Origin of the sequence: Ensifer sesbaniae (genome assembly GCF_013283665.1) — a bacterium.
GTDB lineage: Bacteria > Pseudomonadota > Alphaproteobacteria > Rhizobiales > Rhizobiaceae > Ensifer > Ensifer sesbaniae.
Genome location: NZ_JABEKU010000001.1, coordinates 1,897,306 through 1,915,865, shown reverse-complemented (window position 1 = coordinate 1,915,865; position 18,560 = coordinate 1,897,306). Strand labels below are relative to the sequence as shown.

Here is an 18,560-nt window from a genome sequence, read left to right as displayed (position 1 = left end):
ATCGACAACGATGACGGATATCCTGCGCAAGATCGAAGCCTACAAGCGCGACGAGATCGCGGCCGCGAAGTCGCAGACACCGCTTTCCGAGCTCAAGGCGCGTATCGCCGAGCAATCCGCGCCGCGCGGCTTTCACGCCGCGCTCACCGCACGCAAGGCCGCCGGCACATTCGGGCTGATCGCGGAGATCAAGAAGGCAAGCCCGTCGAAGGGGCTCATTCGCCCGGATTTCGACCCGCCGGCCCTTGCCAAGGCTTACGAAGCTGGCGGTGCCGCCTGTCTCTCGGTACTCACGGATGCACCGAGCTTTCAAGGCGCGCCCGCCTTCCTTGAAGCGGCACGCGCGGCCTGCGCCCTGCCCGCACTGCGCAAGGACTTCATGTTCGACCCCTACCAGGTGTTCGAGGCACGGGCTTGGGGCGCCGACTGCATCCTGCTGATCATGGCTTCGCTCAGCGACGACGACGCTCGCCGCCTCGAAGAGGCGGCGTTCGAACTCGGCATGGATGTGCTCATCGAGGTGCATGACGCCGAGGAAATGGAACGCGCGCTCAAGCTCGCCTCCCCGCTCGTCGGCATCAATAACCGCAATTTGAGGACGTTCGAGGTCGATCTCGCCGTTTCCGAGCAGCTTGCAGGCATGGTGCCTTCCGACCGGCTGCTGGTCGGCGAAAGCGGCATCTTCACCCACGAGGATTGCCAGCGGCTGGAAAAAAGCGGCATCACCACCTTCCTCGTCGGCGAAAGCCTGATGCGCAAGAGCGACGTCGAAGCGGCGACACGCACCCTGCTGACCGGTACCGCAGACATATTGGCGGCCGAGTAATGGGTAAGCCGACGCTCACACATCTCGGTGGCAGCGGCGAAGCGAACATGGTGGATGTCGGCGACAAGGCCGAGACGGTGCGCATCGCGGTCGCCGAAGGCCATGTCCGGATGAAGCCGGAAACGCTGGCACTCATCCTCGAAGGAGACGCCAAGAAGGGCGACGTCATCGGCACGGCGCGGCTTGCGGGCATCATGGCCGCCAAGCAGACCGCCAATCTCATCCCGCTCTGCCATCCGCTGATGCTGACGAAGGTGACCGTCGACATCACGCCCGACCCAGCGCTTCCCGGCCTCCGAGTCGAGGCGCTTGCCAAGCTCACCGGCCGCACGGGCGTCGAGATGGAGGCACTGACGGCCGTAAGCGTCGCGTGCCTCACCGTCTACGACATGGCGAAGGCCGCCGACCGCGAGATGGAAATCGGTGGGATCCAGGTCGTCAGTAAATCTGGTGGCCGGTCCGGCGACTTTCGACGCGAAGGGAAATGAGATCATGTCGCTGCTATCCGTCGAAGATGCGCTCGACCGTATTCTTGGCAGCGCAACCCTGAGGCCACGGACGGAAGATGTCGGTCTTTACGACGCTGTCGGCCGCGTCCTTGCCGAGGATGTCTCGGCGCTCGTCACGCATCCTGCCTTCGACAATTCGGCGATGGACGGCTATGCGGTCCGCCACCAGGACATCGAGACCCTTGGCGCGGAACTTGCCGTGATCGGTCAATCGGCTGCCGGCCATGGCTTCAAGGGAGAGGTGGGGCCCGGACAGGCCGTACGCATCTTCACCGGAGCGCCCCTGCCCGCCGGCGCCGATACGGTGATCATCCAGGAGGATACCGAGCGGCTTCCGGAAGACCGGATCCGAACCAAGTTCGTTCCCGGCAAAGGGCGCCATATCCGCTTGTCCGGGCAGGATTTCGCCTTTGGCGAAGCCGCGCTGTCGGCGGGTGAGTTGCTCGATGCCGGCCGGCTGACGCTCGCCGCCGGCATGAATCACGCGCGCCTGCCCGTTTTCAAGCGCCCGAAAATCGCGATCCTTGCCACCGGCGACGAACTGCTGCCCCCCGGCAGCAAGCCGGGAGCCGACCAGATCATTGCCTCAAACAGCTTCGGCGTCGGGGCCATCGCGCGCGACAACGGCGCGGAGGTCATCGATCTCGGTATCGTCGCTGACGACCAAAAGGCGATCGCCGCCCAGGTCGCGCGGGCCCAGGCGGCCGATGTCGACGTGCTTGTCACGCTCGGCGGCGCCTCGGTCGGCGACCATGACCTGGTCCAGGCAACTCTGCTTTCCTGCGGCATGACGCTCGACTTTTGGCGCATCGCCATGCGCCCGGGAAAGCCGCTGATGGTGGGCAAGCTCGGCGATACGACCGTGCTCGGCCTCCCCGGCAACCCGGTCTCGAGCCTCGTTTGCGCACTGCTGTTCCTGGAGCCGCTGACGCGCAAGCTCGCGCGACTGCCCGCCCGCGAGCGTATGACGACTGCACGACTCGCGAGCCCGCTGCCAGCCAACGACGTCAGACAGGACTACGTGCGCGCGCGTCTCAGCAGAGACGAAGACGGGAACCTCGTCGCGCATCCCTTCTCGCGGCAGGACTCGTCGATGATGAAGGTCTTCGCGCAGTCCGACTGCCTGATCGTGCGCCGGCCGCACGCTGCGGAAGCGCCGCTCGGCGCATCCTGCGACATTCTCAGGCTGCGCTGAAACGCTCGCGTCAATTCTGCCGGCATTCCCGGATTGGCAAGCGAACATCGCTGACCCGGGAAGTCTCATTTCTGCTTCCAGGCCTGGATCGTGTCATGGCGCCGACATGATAGCGCTGTACAAAGGGAGCTACTTGATCGCCGCCGAGGACGTCCGACTACGGATGTACTAGCGGACCCGCGGTGATCTGGAGAAAGGTCGGGTTCAGCCCGGCCTTTTGCTTTTGCGCGGCAGGTCCGGGCCGTCGACGCTGCCGCCTCGAGCCGAAGCAAATGTATCTCCGGCCCCTCGACAACTTCAGGGGATGGTTCAGTTGGCCGCCTCGTCGCAGCGGCTGACGAGGATCTTGTCGATCCGCCGCGCGTCCATGTCGACCACTTCGAAACGATAACCGTGGGCGATGGCGATATCGCCCTCCTCTGGCGTCTTGCGCAACTGCTGCACCAGGAAGCCGGCGATCGTTTCGAAGTTGCCGTCGGCATCGATGCCCTCGATCCCGATCGTCAGGTGGATCTCGTCGATCGGTGTACGGCCATCGACGAGATAGCTGCCGTCCTCGCGCTGGCGGATCAGCGCGTGCTCGATGTCGTCGTAGTTCGAGGGAAGCACACCAACGATGGCCTCCAGGATGTCGGCAATGGTGATGATCCCCTCGGTGCTCCCGTATTCGTCGACAATCATCGCCATATTGATGCTCGACGACTTGAAAGCCTCAAGTGCCTTAAGGCAGGATGCGGTCTCCGGCAGGGTGTGAATCTCGCGGATGTATTTGCGCACATCGAAGGGACCGGAGCTCGGCGCGTTCAGGATCTCTTTCGCCAGAACGGCACCGAGGACATCGCCGCTCGGTCCATCGACGACCGGATAGCGGGAATGGCCGAACTGACCGATCTTGCGGCCAACCGTCTCCAGGCTGTCATTGACGTCGATGAAACTCACCTCAGTCCGGTGCGTCATGATCGACTTCACGTTGCGGTCGCCGAGCCGGATAATTCGCCGCAACATCTCGTGTTCCGACTTCTCGATGGCGCCGCTTTCGACACCCTCGGCCATGATCGCCTGGACTTCCTCCTCGGTGACGTGATCCGGATCGTCCGGACGCATGCCGAGAAGACGCATGGTCACCGACGCGGCCGTTTCGAAGAGGTAGACGATCGGGGCCGCAATCCGCGACAAGAGCAGCATAGGCCGTGCCACGAACATTGCCAACGCTTCGGAGTTCTTCAGCGCCAGCTGTTTCGGGATGAGCTCACCGATGACGACGGACAGGAAGGTGATGAGGGTAACGACGAGTGCGACGGCGACCGTGTTGCCATACGGATTGATCCAGCCGATTTCATTGAGCAACGGCGCAAACCTGGCGGCGATCGTAGCGCCACCGTAGGCGCCAGCCAGCGTGCCGACGAGCGTAATGCCGACCTGTACTGTGGAGAGGAACTTGCCCGGGTCTTCCGCAAGCCTCAGCGCAACCTCGGCGCGGTGATTTCCCTGTTTTGCCATCTGGCGAAGCATGGGCTTGCTTGCCGAGACGATTGCCATTTCCGAGAGAGCAAAAAATGCATTGATCAAAAGCAGGACGAAAATGACAAAAAACTCGGACATGGTCTCCAGGTCACCGTTGACGAAAGCCGCTCCGCTAGGGAACGACCAATCACCAGATAAGGCCAGCGGGCGATCTGAGCAAGCGCAAGCATTGAAATCGATGCGAGCTGCTGAACATTGACGCTCAATCCCGGAGAGGCCGAGTTCAGGCGCCGTTATGCAAGGCGCTGCGAACCCGCGCGCGACCGATCTTGATGACATTCTCCATCGCGCGCCGGGCGCCGACCTCATCACGCCGGCCGATCTCCTCGACGATGCGGATATGGTTGCGGGCGACTTCGTCTATGCCGCCCCTTTCCGCGGTCGGCGAACTCAGCTTGAAGACGCCGACCAGCGCCGCTTCGATCAGCCCGCCGACCGTTCGCATGAACGGGTTTCCGGAGGCCTCGGCGACGGCGAGGTGAAACTTCAGATCCGCGACGGCGAGGCTCTCTGCCGTATGCCCTTCCTCGCCCATGGCAACGGCGAGACGCATCATGCGGCTGATTTCCGCTTCCGAAGCGTTTCGCGCGGCGAGCGCTGCCGCATGCGGCTCGAATGCGAGACGCACTTCGCTGAGGTGATAAAGGAACTCCTCGTCGACCCCGCACTCGAAATGCCAGGTCAGGATATCGCTGTCGAACAGGTTCCAGTCGTTGCGCGGCGTCACACGCGTGCCGATGCGGGCACGGGGCACGACCAGTCCCTTGGCGGCCAGTGTCTTCATCGCCTCGCGAAGAACCGTCCGCGACACCTTGAAGCGCGCCGCGAGCTCCGGATCCCCAGGAAGAATCGAGCCCACAGGGAATTCGCCGGATATGATCGCCTTTCCAAGTTGATCAACGACATGCGCATGACTCGTGCGTTTGCGCGAGCCAGACACAACGGTTTCCAGCAAACTCCTGTTCAACCTATCTCCTCCAGGCACTCCCCTGCCTGATTCCTGCCGGCACGAATATCGGTGCCCCGAAGCACCGCCAGCCGCTTGCCTCAAACTTGCGCAAACGAGTGTAGTTTGATCGATCGATTCCGGAAAGCCCCCGGAAAGACAGGCAGAATCGGCGTTTGCGACATTCTCCAATGGTCGCAACGCCCTGGTTGCCCATCCTCAAAAGACAAACCCCGCCAGAGGGCGGGGTTTGCTTAACGTCCCTTCCGTAAGCCGCTTACTTCGGCAGCTGGTCGTCGACACCTTCGACGTAGAAGTTCATGCCAAGCAGCGTGCCGTCGTCCGACGACACACCGGCCGCAAGCCACTCGCTGCCGTCCTGCTTCTTCAGCGGGCCGGTGAAGGGCTTCAGTTCACCCGACTTGATCTTGGCTTCGGTTTCCTCGGCCATCTTCTTCACGTCATCAGGCATGTTGGTATAGGGCGCCATCGTCAGGATGCCGTCCTTCAGACCATCCCAGCTCGACGTCGTTTCCCACTTGCCGTCGAGGAAAGCCTGGGTCCGCTTGACGTAATAGGCGCCCCAGGTGTCGACGATTGCCGTCAGCTGCGTGTTTGGGCCGGCCGCGATCATGTCGGAGGCCTGGCCGAAAGCCTTGATGCCGCGTTCGGCGGCAACCTGCATGGGGGCGGTCGTATCGGTGTGCTGCGTCAGGATATCGACGCCCTGGTCGACCAGCGCCTTGGCGGCATCGGCTTCCTTGCCGGGATCGAACCAGGTGTTGGCCCAGACGACCTTGATCTTGAAGTCGGGGTTCACCGAGCGCGCGCCGATGACGAAGGAGTTGATGCCCATCACCACTTCCGGGATCGGGAAGGAGGCAATGTAGCCGGCGACGCCCTTCTGCGACATCTTTGCGGCGATCTGGCCCTGGATGTAGCGCCCCTCATAGAAGCGGCTGTTGTAGGTCGCGACGTTCGGCGCCGTCTTGTAGCCGGTCGCGTGTTCGAACTTCACGTCCGGGAACTTCTGCGCGATCTTGATCGTCGCATCCATGAAGCCGAAGGAGGTCGTGAAGATCAGGCCGCAGCCGGAGCGCGCGAGGCGTTCGATGGCGCGTTCCGCATCCGGACCCTCCGGCACGTTTTCGAGGAACTGCGTCTCAACCTTGTCGCCGAGCTGCTTCTCCAGCGCCTGGCGGCCGATGTCGTGGGCCTGGGTCCAGCCGCCATCGGTCTTGGAACCGACGTAAACGAAGCAGATCTTGGCCTTTTCCTGAGCGCTGGCGCCCGTGGCGAAGCCGATCGCAGCCGCGGTACTTGCGAGAGCGAGCAGTAGTTTCTTCATTTTCTTGACCTCTGTCGGTTTGAGAAACGTCCGTCTGAAATGCTTGAAATCACCGGTCCGGCACAAACGGTTTGCCGAGCGATGCCGGCGTATTGATCAAGGTCGTGCGCCGGTTATGCGAGATGAGAATGAGTACGACGATTGTCGCGAGATAGGGAAGCGACGAAAGGAACTGCGAGGGGATGCCAAGGCCGAAGGCCTGCGCATGTAGCTGGCTGATCGAGACGGCACCGAAGAGATAGCCGCCGGCGACCACCCGCCACGGCCGCCAGGAGGAAAAGACGACCAGCGCCAGCGCGATCCAGCCGCGACCCGCCGACATGTTTTCCACCCATTGCGGCGTATAGACGAGCGACAGTTGCGCACCGGCGAGACCCGCGCAGGCGCCGCCGAACATCACGGCAAGATAACGGGTCCGGATGACGTTGACGCCCAGCGCATGCGCAGAGGCATGGCTGTCACCGACAGCACGCAGCTTCAGGCCGGCGCGGCTGCGGAAAAGGAACCAGTGAACGCCGGCAACAAGCGCGATCGACAGATAGAAAATGATATCCTGCCGGAACAACAGCGGGCCGAGCATGGGGATATCGGCCAAAAATGGTATCGCGATCGGCTGCAGCTTGATGCCCTGGATGCCGAGGAAGCTCTCTCCCATCATGCCGGAAACGCCGATCCCCAGCAGCGTCAAGGCGAGGCCGGTCGCCACCTGGTTCGCGACGAGGGTCAATGTCAGGAAGGCAAAAAGCTGCGAAAAGAGCGCGCCACAGAGGACGCCGGCGAGCATGCCAAGAACGGGCGAGCCGGTGATCTGGGTGATCGCGAAGGCGGACACCGCCCCCATGATCATCATGCCTTCGACGCCGAGGTTGAGCACGCCCGAGCGTTCCGTCACCAGTTCGCCGATTGCGGCCAGCACCAGCGGGGTCGCGGCGGTGATGACACTCAGCAGGATCGCTTCGACAATACCCATCAGCGGCTCCCCTCGGTGCTTGTCGCGGCCAACCGTTCGAAGACCAGCTTGATGCGATAGTGGATGAGCGTGTCGCAGGAGAGCACGAAGAAGAGCAACAGGCCCTGGAAGACGCGCGTGACCTTCTCGGAGACGCCGATCGACAACTGCGCCGCCTCGCCGCCGAGATAGGTCAAGGCAAGCACGAGGCCGGCGGCGACGATGCCAAGCGGATTGAGGCGACCGAGAAAGGCGACGATGATGGCGGTGAAACCGTAACCGGGCGAGATGACCGGGCGCAGCTGCTGGATGGCGCCGCTGACTTCCGAAATGCCGGCGAGCCCGGCAAAGGCGCCCGACAGCAGCATCGAGAACCAGATCATCCGCCGTGACGAGAACCCGGCAAAGCGCCCTGCCCGCTCCGACTGGCCGAGAACGGAAATCTCGAAGCCCTTCAGCGTATAGCGCATCATGAACCAGACGAGGACGGCGGCGATGATGGCAAAGGCGAAACCCCAGTGCGTGCGTCCAGAAGCGATCATTTCCGGCAGGATCGCATCGACGGCGAAAGTGCGCGTCTCCGGAAAGTTCATGCCGCCGGGGTTGCGCCAGGGACCGCGCACCAGCCAGTCGAGAAAGAGCTGCGCGACATAGACGAGCATCAAGCTCGTCAGGATCTCGTTGGTGTTCATATGCGCCTTGAGGAAGGCGGGGATCGCAGCAAAGAGCGCGCCGCCGAGCATGCCCATGAGCATCATCAACGGCAGCACCAGCGGTGACTGCCAATCGTAGAAAACCACCGGCAGGATCGAGCCGGCGATGGCGCCCATGATGAACTGGCCCTCGGCGCCGATATTCCAGTTGTTGGAACGGAAGCAGACCGAAAGCCCGACGCCGATCATGATCAAGGGCGCGGCCTTGATCGCCAGTTCGTGCAGCGACCAGACCTCGCTCAGGGGTTCGACGAAGAAGCTGTAGAGCGCCGCCACCGGGTTCTTGCCGAGCAGCGCGAACATGATGCCGCCGAAGACGATCGTCAGCAAGAAGGCGATGAACGGCGATAGGACCGAAAAAAGCGTCGAGACCTTGGCGCGCTTTTCCAGTTCAATGCGCATGTGCGGCCTCCGTGCCTTCCGTCTTGCCGTACATCCCCCCCATCAGGAGGCCAATCTTTTCGCGCGAGAGCTCTTTCGCCGGATAGGGATCGGAGAGCCTTCCATCGCTGATGACGGCAATCTCCGTCGCGACTTCAAAGATCTCATCGAGATCCTGGCTGATGACGAGGACCGCGGATCCCGCCTTCGCAAGGTCGACGAGTGCCTGGCGGATGCGGCTCGCAGCCCCGGCATCGACCCCCCAGGTCGGCTGATTGACGACCAATACGCTCGGCTGGCGGTCGAGCTCACGGCCGACGATGAACTTCTGCAGGTTGCCGCCCGACAGCGAACCCGCCGGCGGATCCTCGCCGCTCTTGCGCACGTCCATCGCCTCGGAAATGCGCTGCGTGGCACTCGCCACCGCATCCCGCCGTATGATCTTGAGGAAACCGCCGCCGAGGAAAGCCTTGGCATCCGAGCGGCTGCGGGCAAGCACCAGATTGTCAGAGAGCGGCAGCGCCGATACGGCGGCATGACCGTGCCGCTCTTCCGGAACGAACCCTGCGCCCATCAGGCGGCGGGCATTGATGTTCCTGCTGCCGACGGGCCGCTGGCGGATCTGCACGGCATTTTCATCCGCGATGGGATACTCGCCCGACAACGCATCGAAGAGTTCGCCCTGGCCGTTGCCGGCTACACCGGCGATCGCCAGCACCTCGCCGGCATGAACCTTGAGACAGATGTTCTTCAGCGATACCGCAAAGGGCGTGCGCGCGGGAACCGTCAGGTGACGCGCCTCCAGTTGCACCTGGCCCTTGGCGCTCGTGCCTTCGGCCGTTACGACCGCGACATCGCTTCCGACCATCATGCGCGCCAGCGATGACGGCGTCTCCGCCTTCGGATCGCAGGCGCCGGTGACCTTGCCGTGACGCAGCACGGTGGCGCGGTCGCAGATGCGCTGAACCTCTTCGAGCCGGTGGCTGATATAGAGGACCGAGCGTCCCTCCGCCTTCAGCTTGTAGAGCGTTTCGAACAGGCGATCGGCCTCCTGCGGCGTCAGGACCGAGGTCGGCTCGTCCAGGATGATGAGACGCGGGTTCTGCAGCAGCGCGCGCACGATCTCGATGCGCTGGCGCTCGCCCACGGAAAGATCGGCCACATGCGCCTTCGGGTCGAGCGGCAGGCCGTAGGCATGCGACAGGCGTGAAGCTTCCTCCGCCACCTTTGCCAGCGAGATGTTCGCGTCCATCGAAAGCGCAATGTTCTCGGCGACAGTCAGCGCCTCGAACAGCGAAAAATGCTGGAAAACCATGCCGATGCCGAGCTTGCGCGCGGCGGCGGGGTTGGCGATGCGCACGCTCTGGCCCTGCCAGAGGATCTCGCCGGCCGTCGGCGCCAATACGCCGAACAGCATCTTCACCAGGGTCGATTTTCCGGCACCGTTTTCGCCGAGAAGGGCGTGGATCTCGCCCTGTTCGATCTGCAGATCGATTCCATTGCAGGCCGCGAAGCTGCCAAACAATTTCGTCAAGTTGCTCACAGCCAATAGATGGCCGTTCGCCGCTACTCCCTCAACAGGCACGCTGCCCTCTTTCCCCTCTGCTGATCCGCGTCCGCCTTCCTGCATGTTTCCTTAAATCCTAGCCGATTTAAGGATAAAGACATGCAGCAATTCAAAGTGCTACAGCGACCTTTACGCGTCTGACAAGACGCGCGGCGCTGTAGGGCTTCGATCACGGAATCAGCAGTGTTGTTCCACTTGTTTTTCTTGTCTCGAGATCCGTATGCGCCCGCCCTGCATCGGCAAGCGGATAAGTCTGATTTATATTGATACGCACTTTGTTGCTTTGCACAATATCAAACAGGGAATTTGCACACGCTTCCAGCGCAGGCCGCGTGGCAACGTAACCGAAGAGTGTCGGACGCGTCGCAAAGAGAGAGCCCTTCTGCGCCAGGATGCCGATGCTGAAAGCCTCCACCGGACCGGACGAATTGCCGAAGCTCACCCACAGGCCGCGCGGCTTCAGGCAATCCAGCGACGCCGGATAGGTGTCGCGCCCGACGGAATCATAGACGACGTCGACACCCCGGCCATCGGTCAGTTCCTTTACCCGCGCGACGAAGTTGTCCGTGCGGTAATTGATCACGTGGTCGTAGCCATGCGCCAGCGCCAGATCGATCTTGTCCTGCGAACCCGCCGTGCCGATCACGGTCGCGCCCAGCGCCTTTGCCCATTGGCCGGCGATCAGTCCGACGCCGCCGGCGGCGGCATGAAAGAGGATCGTCGTGCCGGGGCCAACCTGATAGGTCTGGTTGAGCAGGTATTGCGCCGTCATGCCCTTCAGCATCATCGCCGCCGCGGTCTCGAGGCTGATGCCGTCGGGCACCTTCACCAGTTGCGAGGCATCGACATTGCGTTCGCTGGCGTAGGCGCCGTCGGCCGATGCATAGGCGACGCGATCACCGACGGAGAAGAGATTAACGCCGTCGCCGACCGCAGTGACGATGCCAGCCCCCTCCTTGCCCGGCACGAAAGGCAGGCCCGAGGCGGACTTGTAGAGGCCGGTGCGGAAATAGACGTCGATGAAATTCAGGCCAACGGCGACCTGGCGGATCTGCACCTCGCCCGGGCCTGGCGGCGAGAGCGTGACGCCTTCGAGTTTCAGGACCTCCGGTCCACCGAGTTCGCGTACCACAATCGCCTGTGCCATTGCCTGCTCCTATTTCCGGCCGAGATTTGGAAAAATCTGCAGCACGAAGCCAATTACGTAGAGATAGATGCCCGCCACGACGAAGCCGGTCACGACCCAGGCCGGCGTCGCAAAGTGCAAGAGCAATGCGTAAACGCCGAGCGCCGACCAGATCAAGAAGACGCCGAGATTCAGCGGTCGCAAACGCTGCACGCGAACCGGGTGGAGAAAATTGATCGGCAGGAAAGTCAGGACCACCGAGACGAAGACCACGACCGACGCCGTCACCTCGCTTGCCTGAATGACGAACAGCGTGAACACGATCATGTTCCAGACGACGGGGAAGCCCGAGAAGAAATACTCGTCCGTCTTCATGCCCATGTCGGCATAATAGATCGCGCTCGAAACGACGATCGCGCCTGCCGCGACGAAGGACCAGGGTTCGCCAATCATGCCGCTCTGATAGAGCGCAAAGGCCGGCAACAGCACATAGGTCACATAGTCGATGACGTTGTCGAGCGTGTCGCCCGACCAGTTGGGCAGCACTTCCTTGACGCGGACCTTACGGGCGATCGGGCCATCGATGCCATCGACGAGCAGCGCAAGACCCAGCCACCAGAACATGTCGACGAAGCGATGTTCGGCGGCGGCGACGACGCCGAGGAAGGCGAGAAACGATCCCGAGGCAGTCAAGATATGCACGGAAAAGGCGCGGATCTCGGCGTAGGGAACTCGTCTGTAGTTAAAAAACTTCATCTGCGGACGCCGCCCACCCCTACTGTTTTCCCCGTGCGGGCCTCACACCCGCCTCAACCGCTTTGCGGCGCATTGCCGGTAATATGCACCCTTTGCAACGCATCGCCACTAAAATTCAAGGTTCTCAGCTTCCGCTTGCCACATTGTTCTGTGGACACTTGCAAATTGCTTCTGCGCTGATTCCACCCATTTATTTCGCTCTCGCCCGCGACTAGAGGTATGATTGAGGTTCGACCGAGACGCCTCACAGCGTGTGCGAAAGGGTTTGGTTGCATCATGGATCACTATGACATCGCCATCATCGGTGCAGGCCTCGCGGGATCGCTCGCGGCCATCGCGCTTTCCGACGCCGGTTACCGCGTCGCTCTGATCGGCCCCGAGCCGGCGGTCGCCGACGGACGCACCACCGCGCTGATGGACCAATCGATCGAGTATCTCAAGAAGCTCAACCTATGGGAAAAGGTCGAGCCGCTGACCGCGCCGCTCGCGACCATGCGCATTCTCGACGGAACCAACCGGCTGCTGCGCGCGCCGCCTGTCAATTTCCGCGCCTCGGAAGTCGGGCTCGACGCCTTCGGCTACAATATCCCGAACGCGCCTTTCATCGACATTCTCCGCCAGCGGGCCGAAGAGAGCCCGACGCTGACGCGCATCACCGCCTCCGCAATCGGCTTCGACCTTTCGGACACTGTCGCGACCATCGACCTGGCGAACGGCAGCCAATGCAGCGCCCATCTCCTCGTCGGCGCCGATGGTCGTCGCTCCCCGGTGCGCGAAGCGGCGAAGATCTCCGTCAGCACCTGGTCCTACCCGCAGACGGCGGTCGTCTTGAACTTCGCACACGAATTGCCACACCAGAACATCTCGACAGAGTTCCACACCGAAAGCGGCCCCTTCACCCAGGTTCCCCTGCCCGGCAACCGCTCCAGCCTCGTGTGGGTGCGCAAACCCGACGATGCTGCGCAAACGCTGACGCTCGACCTTGCCGCACTCTCCCGCGCGGTCGAGGACCGCATGCAATCGATTCTCGGCAAGGTGACGGTGGAGGGCGCGCCACAATCCTTCCCGCTTTCCGGCATGACGGCACAACGCTTCGGCAAGGGCCGCGTCGTCCTTCTCGGCGAAGCGGCGCACGCCTTTCCGCCGATCGGGGCTCAGGGGCTCAATCTCAGCCTGCGGGACGTGATGACGCTCGTCGATCTCATCGGTGCATCGAAGGGAGAGACGCTTGCCGACGATATTGGCGACCGCTTCGACAGTCGCCGCCGGCTGGATATTGTCAGCCGCACTGCGAGCGTCGATCTTCTCAATCGCTCGCTGCTTTCCGGCTTCCTGCCGGTGCAGGCGCTGCGCGCGCTTGGACTGCATGTGCTTTCCGCCGTCGGGCCGCTTCGCAGCCTGCTGATGCGCGAAGGCATTCACCCCGGCAGCGCGCTTCACGCCCTCAAGGACAGCCTACGGGAAAAGATCGGGCGGAAGAGCGCCTGAGCGGATGAGATAAAGCAGGCCGGTGACAGTCGCCACCGAAAGCGTCGTGGTGATCAGAATCGTCGCCGAGGCGCGCTCCTGCCACACACCGTACTGGTGACCGATGACGAAGACATTCGTCGCCGTCGGCAGCGCGGCGAGCAACACTGCCGTCTGCACCCAGATCGGATCGTAGTTCCCGGTCAGGCTCATGGCCGTGAACATGACCAGCGGATGCAACAGCAGCTTCGCCGGAACGATGTAGCCGATCTCGACGGGAATGCGCTTGATCGGCCGCAGCGCCAACGTCACGCCCATGGCAAAAAGCGCACACGGTGCTGCGCACTGGGCGAGGTAATCGATAAGCCGCCGAACTGGCACCGGCGGCTGCACCGCGAAGAAGGCGGCAACGACACCGGCAAGCGTCGCAAGGATGAACGGGTGCAGGATGATCTTGCGCGCGACGCTTGCGGCGAGCGCCAGCGGCCTTTCCTGCCGGCCCCCTGATATCGCCATCATCGCCGGCGCGACGGCAAAATGCGCTGCATTCTCGAAACTGAAGATCAGCGCCACCGGCACTGCGGCCGCATCACCGAGAGCAAGAAGCGCCAGTCCAGGCCCCATATAGCCGATATTGCCGTAGGCGGCGCCAAAGCCCTGGATCGTCGCCTCGGCAATAGAATTGCGCCGCACATGGACGCCGATGAGGAAGATCAGCGAAAAAACGATGTAGGTCGCACCGACGGTCGTCAGGATGAAATCGGCGCGCGCCAACTGTTCGATCGGTGTGCGCGACACCAGCTTGAAGAACAGCGCCGGCAGAGCGAGGTAAATGATGAAGGTGTTGAGCCAACCCATCGCCTCGCCCGGATGATGGACGAAGCGCGCCGTCAGATAACCGAGAAAGATCAGGCCGAAGAACGGCAGCACCAGCCCCGCGATTTCCGTCATCTTTCCCCTCGCATCTTTCACTTCCCCGCGCCAGCGTGGGGCCTTCGCGCGCCTGCGGCACCCTGCATTCAAATGAAGGCACTGTTTCCAGAGCATCTTTCCGCTGCAGGTGATTCCACTTGAAAACGGGATGCTCTAGCCCGGAAATCGACCTGGCGATTAGGCCGGCCCCAGCGAAAAGTGATTCCGAGATACGAGGGAATGCCCTAGCCGATTTTCATCAGGATCGGGAAGGTCTGCTGGAACCAGATGGCCACCGAACTGATGAAACCGAAGAGGAATGCAAGGCCGGCAAGCACGAGGAGCCCGCCCATCAGCTTCTCGACAAGGCCGAGATGGCGGCGGAAGCGGAACAGGAAGCGCATGAAGGCGCCGGAGAAACCGGCGGCGATCCAGAACGGAACGGCAAGCCCGAGCGAATAGACGGCAAGCAGCATGGCGCCGTCGGACACGGTGTCGCGCGCAGCGGCGACGCCGAGGATCGTGCCGAGCACCGGACCGATGCACGGCGTCCAGCCGAAGGCGAAGGCAAGCCCCATGATATAGGCGCCAGAGAGCGTCGCCGGCTTGCCGCCGCCCTGGAAGCGTGCCTCGCGCGCGAGCAAGCCGATCTTGAACACACCGAGGAAATGCAAGCCCATGACGATGATGATCACGCCGCCGATGCGCGACAAGAGATCCATGTGCTGCCGCAGCAGCATGCCAATCGACGAGGCCCCTGCCCCGAGCGCCACGAAGACGGTTGCGAAGCCGAGCGTGAACAGAAGTGCTGCCGGCAGGACCGCGCGCCGGGTGCTGCCGATCGTCGCCGCATCACCGCCGCGGAACTGGTCGACCGAAACGCCGGCCATGTAACAAAGATAGGGCGGCACCAGTGGCAGAACGCAGGGGGAAAGGAACGACAGGGCGCCGGCAAGAATGGCGGTCCAGATGGAAATATCGGCGATCGACAACGGCAAGAACTCCGGCATGCGGCATTTGGGCCATTCCTTAGCCGCAGGATCACGATGATACCAATCACCTTTTGGCGATCATTGCGCCATGCACGGTTTCTTCGCAAAACCCGCAATTTTTAGGTTGACCGACAGGAAACACGCGTGCATATGTCCGCCCACTTCCGCCGGGCTTCACGGCCGCGGCCAGGGAGCGCGTAGCTCAGCCGGTAGAGCAACTGACTTTTAATCAGTAGGTCCAGGGTTCGAATCCCTGCGCGCTCACCACTGGTTTTCTGTCCGACCCGGAGACATAGGTAACAGTTTGTCCCTAAGAGATGGGTGACAATCTCGTGCCGAACGGATTGTCGATGGTTTGCAAGGTCCTCTGCTCCAGGTCGATATATCCCAGATCATAGTGCATGAAGCTGACGAGCCAAATGCCGTCGTCGACTTCCTTGATTCCGAGTTTCTGTCCGGCCAGCACGGTCGAGATGTTGATCTTCTTGCGGTAGATGCAGATGCGGCCGCAATTGGTGACGAGTGCGTCTCGATCGTGGAAGGGGTAGTTGATCTCCGGCAGTCCCTGGTAGGGTCTTGCGGATGCGACATAGAGGCTGGCGGGCACCTGCATGTCGAGCGCCTCGTGGGGGCGCTCCTGATTGAATTCGCTGACGAATGCATCGAAGCGGGCCTGCTGCTGGAGGATGTTTTGGCCGGGTGGCTTGGTTGCCTCCTGCTTCAGCGTCAGGTGCATGCGCTCATGCCGGCCGTTTTGTTGGGGACGGCCCGGCCTGATGCGCTCCAGCGTGATGCCGAGCCGCAGCCACCATACCGATAGTTTCGACAGATTGTAGAGCCCGTTTGGCGAGGCGAAGGGGAGCCCATTGTCGCTGCGGATCGCGATGGGCAGGCCGCACTGTGCAAACAATCGCCGGAAGGCGTCGAAGACGCCCGGCTCGCGCGTCGACTCGAAGGCTTCGCAGGCGAGAAGGTAACGGGATGCCTTGTCGGTGACCGTCAAGGGGGTAACAGTATCGGCCGTCACCGAGCTTGAACTCGCCCTTGAAATCGGCACACCAAAGATCGTTGGGCCGCAATGCCTGTTGAAGTGGACGGCTCCCAACGGCATCGAATGTGCCAGAATGAGTTCGTTGAAAGCTCAATCGAGGGAGACCGTCCGTGGAACAGATTACTCGAATTGGTATGGATACGTCAAAGAACGTTTTCCAATTGCATGGTGTGAATGCGAGCGAGCTGCCGGTGCTTCGCAAGAAACTGTCACGCAGGGAAATGGTGAAGTTCTTCGAGAAGATGCCGCCGACCACTGTTGCGCTTGAGGCGTGCGGCGGTTCGCATCACTGGGCGAGGTTGCTAAGCTCGTTCGGGCACGAAGTGAAGCTGATCGCGCCGCAACTGGCAAAACCCTATGTCAAGCGCGGCAAGAACGATGCGTCAGATGCAGAGGCATTGTGTGAGGCGATGAGCCGGCCGACCATGCGCTTCGTGCCGGTGAAGACCGCCGATCAGCAGGCAGCCTTGATGCTGGTCGGAGTGAGGGAAAGATTGATCCGCAATCGCACCCAGCTTGCTAATGCTATCCGCGGCTTTGCGATGGAGTTCGGTGTCATCGCCGCCAAGGGCATCTGCCGGATCGAACCATTGCTGGAGCGGATCGCCACCGATCAGTCTCTACCGGAACTGGCACGCGAGCTATTCGCCATGCAGGGTGAGGAATATCGCGAGCTGCTTGCCGAGATCAAAACCGTCGATGGACAGCTGATGGCCCTGCATCGCGCTGATGAATGCAGCAAACGGCTGGCGGAAATCCCTGGTGTCGGACCGATCGGCGCCTCGCTTCTGATGATGAAAACCCCCGACCCGGCGATGTTTAAATCCGGACGTGATTTTGCCGCCTGGATCGGCCTGACGCCAAGAGATCATTCGACGGCGGGCAAAGTCAGGCTCGGTGTGATCACCCGCGCCGGTGATGAGATGTTACGAAGTGTGCTGGTGGCGGGTGCAACCGCTGTTCTTCAGCCGGTTCGCACTGGTCGGAGTAAGAATGCTTCTCCCTGGCTCCTTGAGCTCCTCCAACGCAAGAAGCCAAAACTCGTTGCGGTGGCGCTGGCCAACAAGATCGCCCGGATCGCCTGGAAGCTGATGGTCAGCGGGGAAGCGTACCGAAGACAACCCCAAGATATCCCGCAGGAGGCCGCAGCGCTGGCGGCATGACAGATCGGCCATCACGATGAGCAGAGAATGACCGCTGCTGTATTGAGTTGATGCGTGAACTTGCAAGAAGGAAGCAGATGGTGTGATCGATCGATCCAAGACGCGTGATGCTCCGTTTGTCCCAATGGCCGTTAAAGGTCGAAATACTGCTTGGAACTCGCGTCGCGGAAACCATCTTGGCCAGTGGTCATGTGCGGCCACACCCAAAGGCCGCACATATGGAAGCAAGCGATCCGATCAAAATTATCTGCAGAAAACACTTGCAAATGGGAGCCGTCCACATATGGGACAAGGCCGTACCTTCGGCCCGGTGCCGTTGCCGCTTGCGGGCATGGGCGACCAGACCATGTCGATCGAAACGGCATGCACCGTACTCTTTGACGGCACCCGCACGTCGCCGGCCAGGCGCTTCACCAGCAGTTCCCGGATCTTCCTGGCACCCCAATGCGGCTTCTCCTTCTTGCAGGAGACGATCATCGCCTCGACCGCTCCGGGCAACTGGTTGGCATAGCGGACGGGCCGTCGCGGCCGGCATCCGCCAAAGACAAAGCGGCGCTTCCCGATCGGCAAAGATCGAGAGGTTGGACATTACAGCGAACGCTCGAGCAGCCGCAGAGGTCTGTCGGGGACAGAAGCAGCCCGCTGATTCAGGCGCCAATCGCGATCGGCACGCTAGAAATCGAAATAGACGGTGACGCCAGATCGACGGTAGCGGTACGGGTCATAGTAGCCATAGTACCCGCGGTCATAGCCGCGATAGTACCCGTAATGCCGCGGATAGCACCTGCCGTAGTAGTGACATGAACGCCAAGCGTACCGCCTATCCCAACGATGATGCCACCGGCGATCGGCGCGCCAATGACGATGGCTCCGGTGACTGACCTGATCGACAGTGCCGGCCTGTACTTGCTCGGGTTTGGGCACGAAAATCGGAGCAGCGCTCAGCGGCACGGTGAAAGACGCAGCCAAACCAATCGCTGCGAAGGCGGATAAGAGCTTTTTCATCGTGATTCCTCCTATCTTGTAATTATTTTGGGCTATTCAGCCTGAACCGCCGATGAATACGCAAGCCGCACGGCTGGTAGCCTGGCACCGCTGGCGCCGCCCCTATGAGCGGTGCCGGGCGACGCTAACG

The 18,560-nt window shown here is 61.9% G+C and carries 16 protein-coding genes, 1 tRNA gene and 2 pseudogenes; 6 read left to right on the top strand and 13 right to left on the bottom strand.

Annotated features, from left to right (window positions below; translation table 11 throughout):
- Positions 1-10: 10 nt before the first annotated feature.
- Genes trpC through BHMPCIPO_RS09355 form a run of 3 tightly spaced genes read left to right on the top strand, consistent with a single transcriptional unit; the run spans position 11 to position 2,530 of the window.
- Complete coding sequence (trpC, locus tag BHMPCIPO_RS09365) at positions 11-826, top strand: indole-3-glycerol phosphate synthase TrpC (protein ID WP_173516482.1); 816 nt, start codon at positions 11-13, stop codon at positions 824-826.
- The gene (gene moaC, locus BHMPCIPO_RS09360) at positions 826-1,314 is read left to right on the top strand and encodes a cyclic pyranopterin monophosphate synthase MoaC (RefSeq protein WP_173516481.1); all 489 of its coding nucleotides are present in this window, start codon (positions 826-828) and stop codon (positions 1,312-1,314) included. The genes trpC and moaC overlap by 1 nt, the downstream gene beginning before the upstream one ends.
- Before the next feature lie 4 nt (positions 1,315-1,318).
- Positions 1,319-2,530 (top strand): molybdopterin molybdotransferase MoeA, encoded by a 1,212-nt coding sequence (locus BHMPCIPO_RS09355; protein ID WP_173516480.1) that lies wholly within the window; start codon positions 1,319-1,321, stop codon positions 2,528-2,530.
- 309 nt (positions 2,531-2,839) lie between these two features.
- Here BHMPCIPO_RS09355 and BHMPCIPO_RS09350 read toward each other — a convergent pair whose 3' ends face one another.
- From BHMPCIPO_RS09350 to pcsA, 8 genes are all read right to left on the bottom strand, one after another.
- On the bottom strand, positions 2,840-4,132 hold the full coding sequence (locus BHMPCIPO_RS09350; protein ID WP_173516479.1) for a hemolysin family protein: 1,293 nt from the start codon (positions 4,130-4,132) through the stop codon (positions 2,840-2,842).
- 145 nt (positions 4,133-4,277) lie between these two features.
- Positions 4,278-5,021, bottom strand: coding sequence for a FadR/GntR family transcriptional regulator (locus BHMPCIPO_RS09345; RefSeq protein WP_173516478.1), 744 nt, complete (start codon positions 5,019-5,021; stop codon positions 4,278-4,280).
- A gap of 256 nt (positions 5,022-5,277) precedes the next feature.
- Positions 5,278-6,348 (bottom strand): BMP family ABC transporter substrate-binding protein, encoded by a 1,071-nt coding sequence (locus BHMPCIPO_RS09340; RefSeq protein ID WP_173516477.1) that lies wholly within the window; start codon positions 6,346-6,348, stop codon positions 5,278-5,280.
- 49 nt (positions 6,349-6,397) lie between these two features.
- The gene (locus BHMPCIPO_RS09335; RefSeq protein WP_173516476.1) at positions 6,398-7,318 is read right to left on the bottom strand and encodes an ABC transporter permease; all 921 of its coding nucleotides are present in this window, start codon (positions 7,316-7,318) and stop codon (positions 6,398-6,400) included.
- A complete protein-coding gene (locus BHMPCIPO_RS09330) occupies positions 7,318-8,412 on the bottom strand; it encodes an ABC transporter permease (protein WP_173516475.1) in 1,095 nt (364 codons plus the stop codon). The genes BHMPCIPO_RS09335 and BHMPCIPO_RS09330 overlap by 1 nt, the downstream gene beginning before the upstream one ends.
- A complete protein-coding gene (locus tag BHMPCIPO_RS09325; protein WP_210266430.1) occupies positions 8,402-10,021 on the bottom strand; it encodes an ABC transporter ATP-binding protein in 1,620 nt (539 codons plus the stop codon). Before BHMPCIPO_RS09325 ends, BHMPCIPO_RS09330 begins: the two co-directional genes overlap by 11 nt.
- Before the next feature lie 106 nt (positions 10,022-10,127).
- Complete coding sequence (locus BHMPCIPO_RS09320) at positions 10,128-11,105, bottom strand: quinone oxidoreductase family protein (RefSeq protein ID WP_173516473.1); 978 nt, start codon at positions 11,103-11,105, stop codon at positions 10,128-10,130.
- A gap of 9 nt (positions 11,106-11,114) precedes the next feature.
- Positions 11,115-11,840 carry a phosphatidylcholine synthase gene (pcsA, locus tag BHMPCIPO_RS09315; protein WP_173516472.1) on the bottom strand — a complete coding sequence of 242 codons (726 nt, stop codon included), beginning with the start codon at positions 11,838-11,840 and terminating at the stop codon, positions 11,115-11,117.
- 276 nt (positions 11,841-12,116) lie between these two features.
- Between pcsA and BHMPCIPO_RS09310 the strand changes: the two genes are divergently transcribed.
- The gene (locus tag BHMPCIPO_RS09310) at positions 12,117-13,328 is read left to right on the top strand and encodes a UbiH/UbiF family hydroxylase (protein WP_173516471.1); all 1,212 of its coding nucleotides are present in this window, start codon (positions 12,117-12,119) and stop codon (positions 13,326-13,328) included.
- Here BHMPCIPO_RS09310 and BHMPCIPO_RS09305 read toward each other — a convergent pair.
- A complete protein-coding gene (locus BHMPCIPO_RS09305; RefSeq protein ID WP_173516470.1) occupies positions 13,296-14,258 on the bottom strand; it encodes an AEC family transporter in 963 nt (320 codons plus the stop codon). The genes BHMPCIPO_RS09310 and BHMPCIPO_RS09305 overlap by 33 nt on opposite strands.
- 206 nt (positions 14,259-14,464) lie before the next feature.
- Complete coding sequence (locus tag BHMPCIPO_RS09300) at positions 14,465-15,211, bottom strand: cytochrome c biogenesis CcdA family protein (RefSeq protein ID WP_173518125.1); 747 nt, start codon at positions 15,209-15,211, stop codon at positions 14,465-14,467.
- 191 nt (positions 15,212-15,402) lie between these two features.
- Here BHMPCIPO_RS09300 and BHMPCIPO_RS09295 point away from each other — a divergent pair.
- A tRNA-Lys gene (locus BHMPCIPO_RS09295) sits at positions 15,403-15,478 on the top strand.
- 43 nt (positions 15,479-15,521) lie between these two features.
- Here the strand turns inward: BHMPCIPO_RS09295 and BHMPCIPO_RS09290 are convergent.
- Positions 15,522-16,302: pseudogene (locus BHMPCIPO_RS09290) on the bottom strand (integrase core domain-containing protein); the annotation flags it as partial.
- 70 nt (positions 16,303-16,372) lie between these two features.
- Here BHMPCIPO_RS09290 and BHMPCIPO_RS09285 point away from each other — a divergent pair.
- A complete protein-coding gene (locus tag BHMPCIPO_RS09285; protein ID WP_173516469.1) occupies positions 16,373-17,425 on the top strand; it encodes an IS110 family RNA-guided transposase in 1,053 nt (350 codons plus the stop codon).
- A 286-nt stretch (positions 17,426-17,711) separates the two neighbouring features.
- On the opposite strand, the pseudogene BHMPCIPO_RS32820 reads toward BHMPCIPO_RS09285, so the two are convergent.
- Together BHMPCIPO_RS32820 and BHMPCIPO_RS09275 are read right to left on the bottom strand one after the other, a co-directional pair.
- Positions 17,712-17,956, bottom strand: a pseudogene (locus BHMPCIPO_RS32820) (helix-turn-helix domain-containing protein); the annotation flags it as partial.
- A gap of 141 nt (positions 17,957-18,097) precedes the next feature.
- Positions 18,098-18,430, bottom strand: a complete 333-nt coding sequence (locus BHMPCIPO_RS09275) for a hypothetical protein (RefSeq protein WP_173516467.1) — start codon at positions 18,428-18,430, stop codon at positions 18,098-18,100.
- Positions 18,431-18,560: the final 130 nt, after the last annotated feature.

Bases quoted from the DNA above. Each gene is read 5' to 3' on its own strand.
- trpC (WP_173516482.1), top strand. From the start codon at position 11: ATGACGGATATCCTGCGCAAGATCGAAGCCTACAAGCGCGACGAGATC.
- moaC (WP_173516481.1), top strand. From the start codon at position 826: ATGGGTAAGCCGACGCTCACACATCTCGGTGGCAGCGGCGAAGCGAAC.
- BHMPCIPO_RS09355 (WP_173516480.1), top strand. From the start codon at position 1,319: ATGTCGCTGCTATCCGTCGAAGATGCGCTCGACCGTATTCTTGGCAGC.
- BHMPCIPO_RS09350 (WP_173516479.1), bottom strand. From the start codon at position 4,132: ATGTCCGAGTTTTTTGTCATTTTCGTCCTGCTTTTGATCAATGCATTT.
- BHMPCIPO_RS09340 (WP_173516477.1), bottom strand. From the start codon at position 6,348: ATGAAGAAACTACTGCTCGCTCTCGCAAGTACCGCGGCTGCGATCGGC.
- BHMPCIPO_RS09335 (WP_173516476.1), bottom strand. From the start codon at position 7,318: ATGGGTATTGTCGAAGCGATCCTGCTGAGTGTCATCACCGCCGCGACC.
- BHMPCIPO_RS09330 (WP_173516475.1), bottom strand. From the start codon at position 8,412: ATGCGCATTGAACTGGAAAAGCGCGCCAAGGTCTCGACGCTTTTTTCG.
- BHMPCIPO_RS09325 (WP_210266430.1), bottom strand. From the start codon at position 10,021: ATGCAGGAAGGCGGACGCGGATCAGCAGAGGGGAAAGAGGGCAGCGTG.
- BHMPCIPO_RS09320 (WP_173516473.1), bottom strand. From the start codon at position 11,105: ATGGCACAGGCGATTGTGGTACGCGAACTCGGTGGACCGGAGGTCCTG.
- pcsA (WP_173516472.1), bottom strand. From the start codon at position 11,840: ATGAAGTTTTTTAACTACAGACGAGTTCCCTACGCCGAGATCCGCGCC.
- BHMPCIPO_RS09310 (WP_173516471.1), top strand. From the start codon at position 12,117: ATGGATCACTATGACATCGCCATCATCGGTGCAGGCCTCGCGGGATCG.
- BHMPCIPO_RS09305 (WP_173516470.1), bottom strand. From the start codon at position 14,258: ATGACGGAAATCGCGGGGCTGGTGCTGCCGTTCTTCGGCCTGATCTTT.
- BHMPCIPO_RS09275 (WP_173516467.1), bottom strand. From the start codon at position 18,430: ATGAAAAAGCTCTTATCCGCCTTCGCAGCGATTGGTTTGGCTGCGTCT.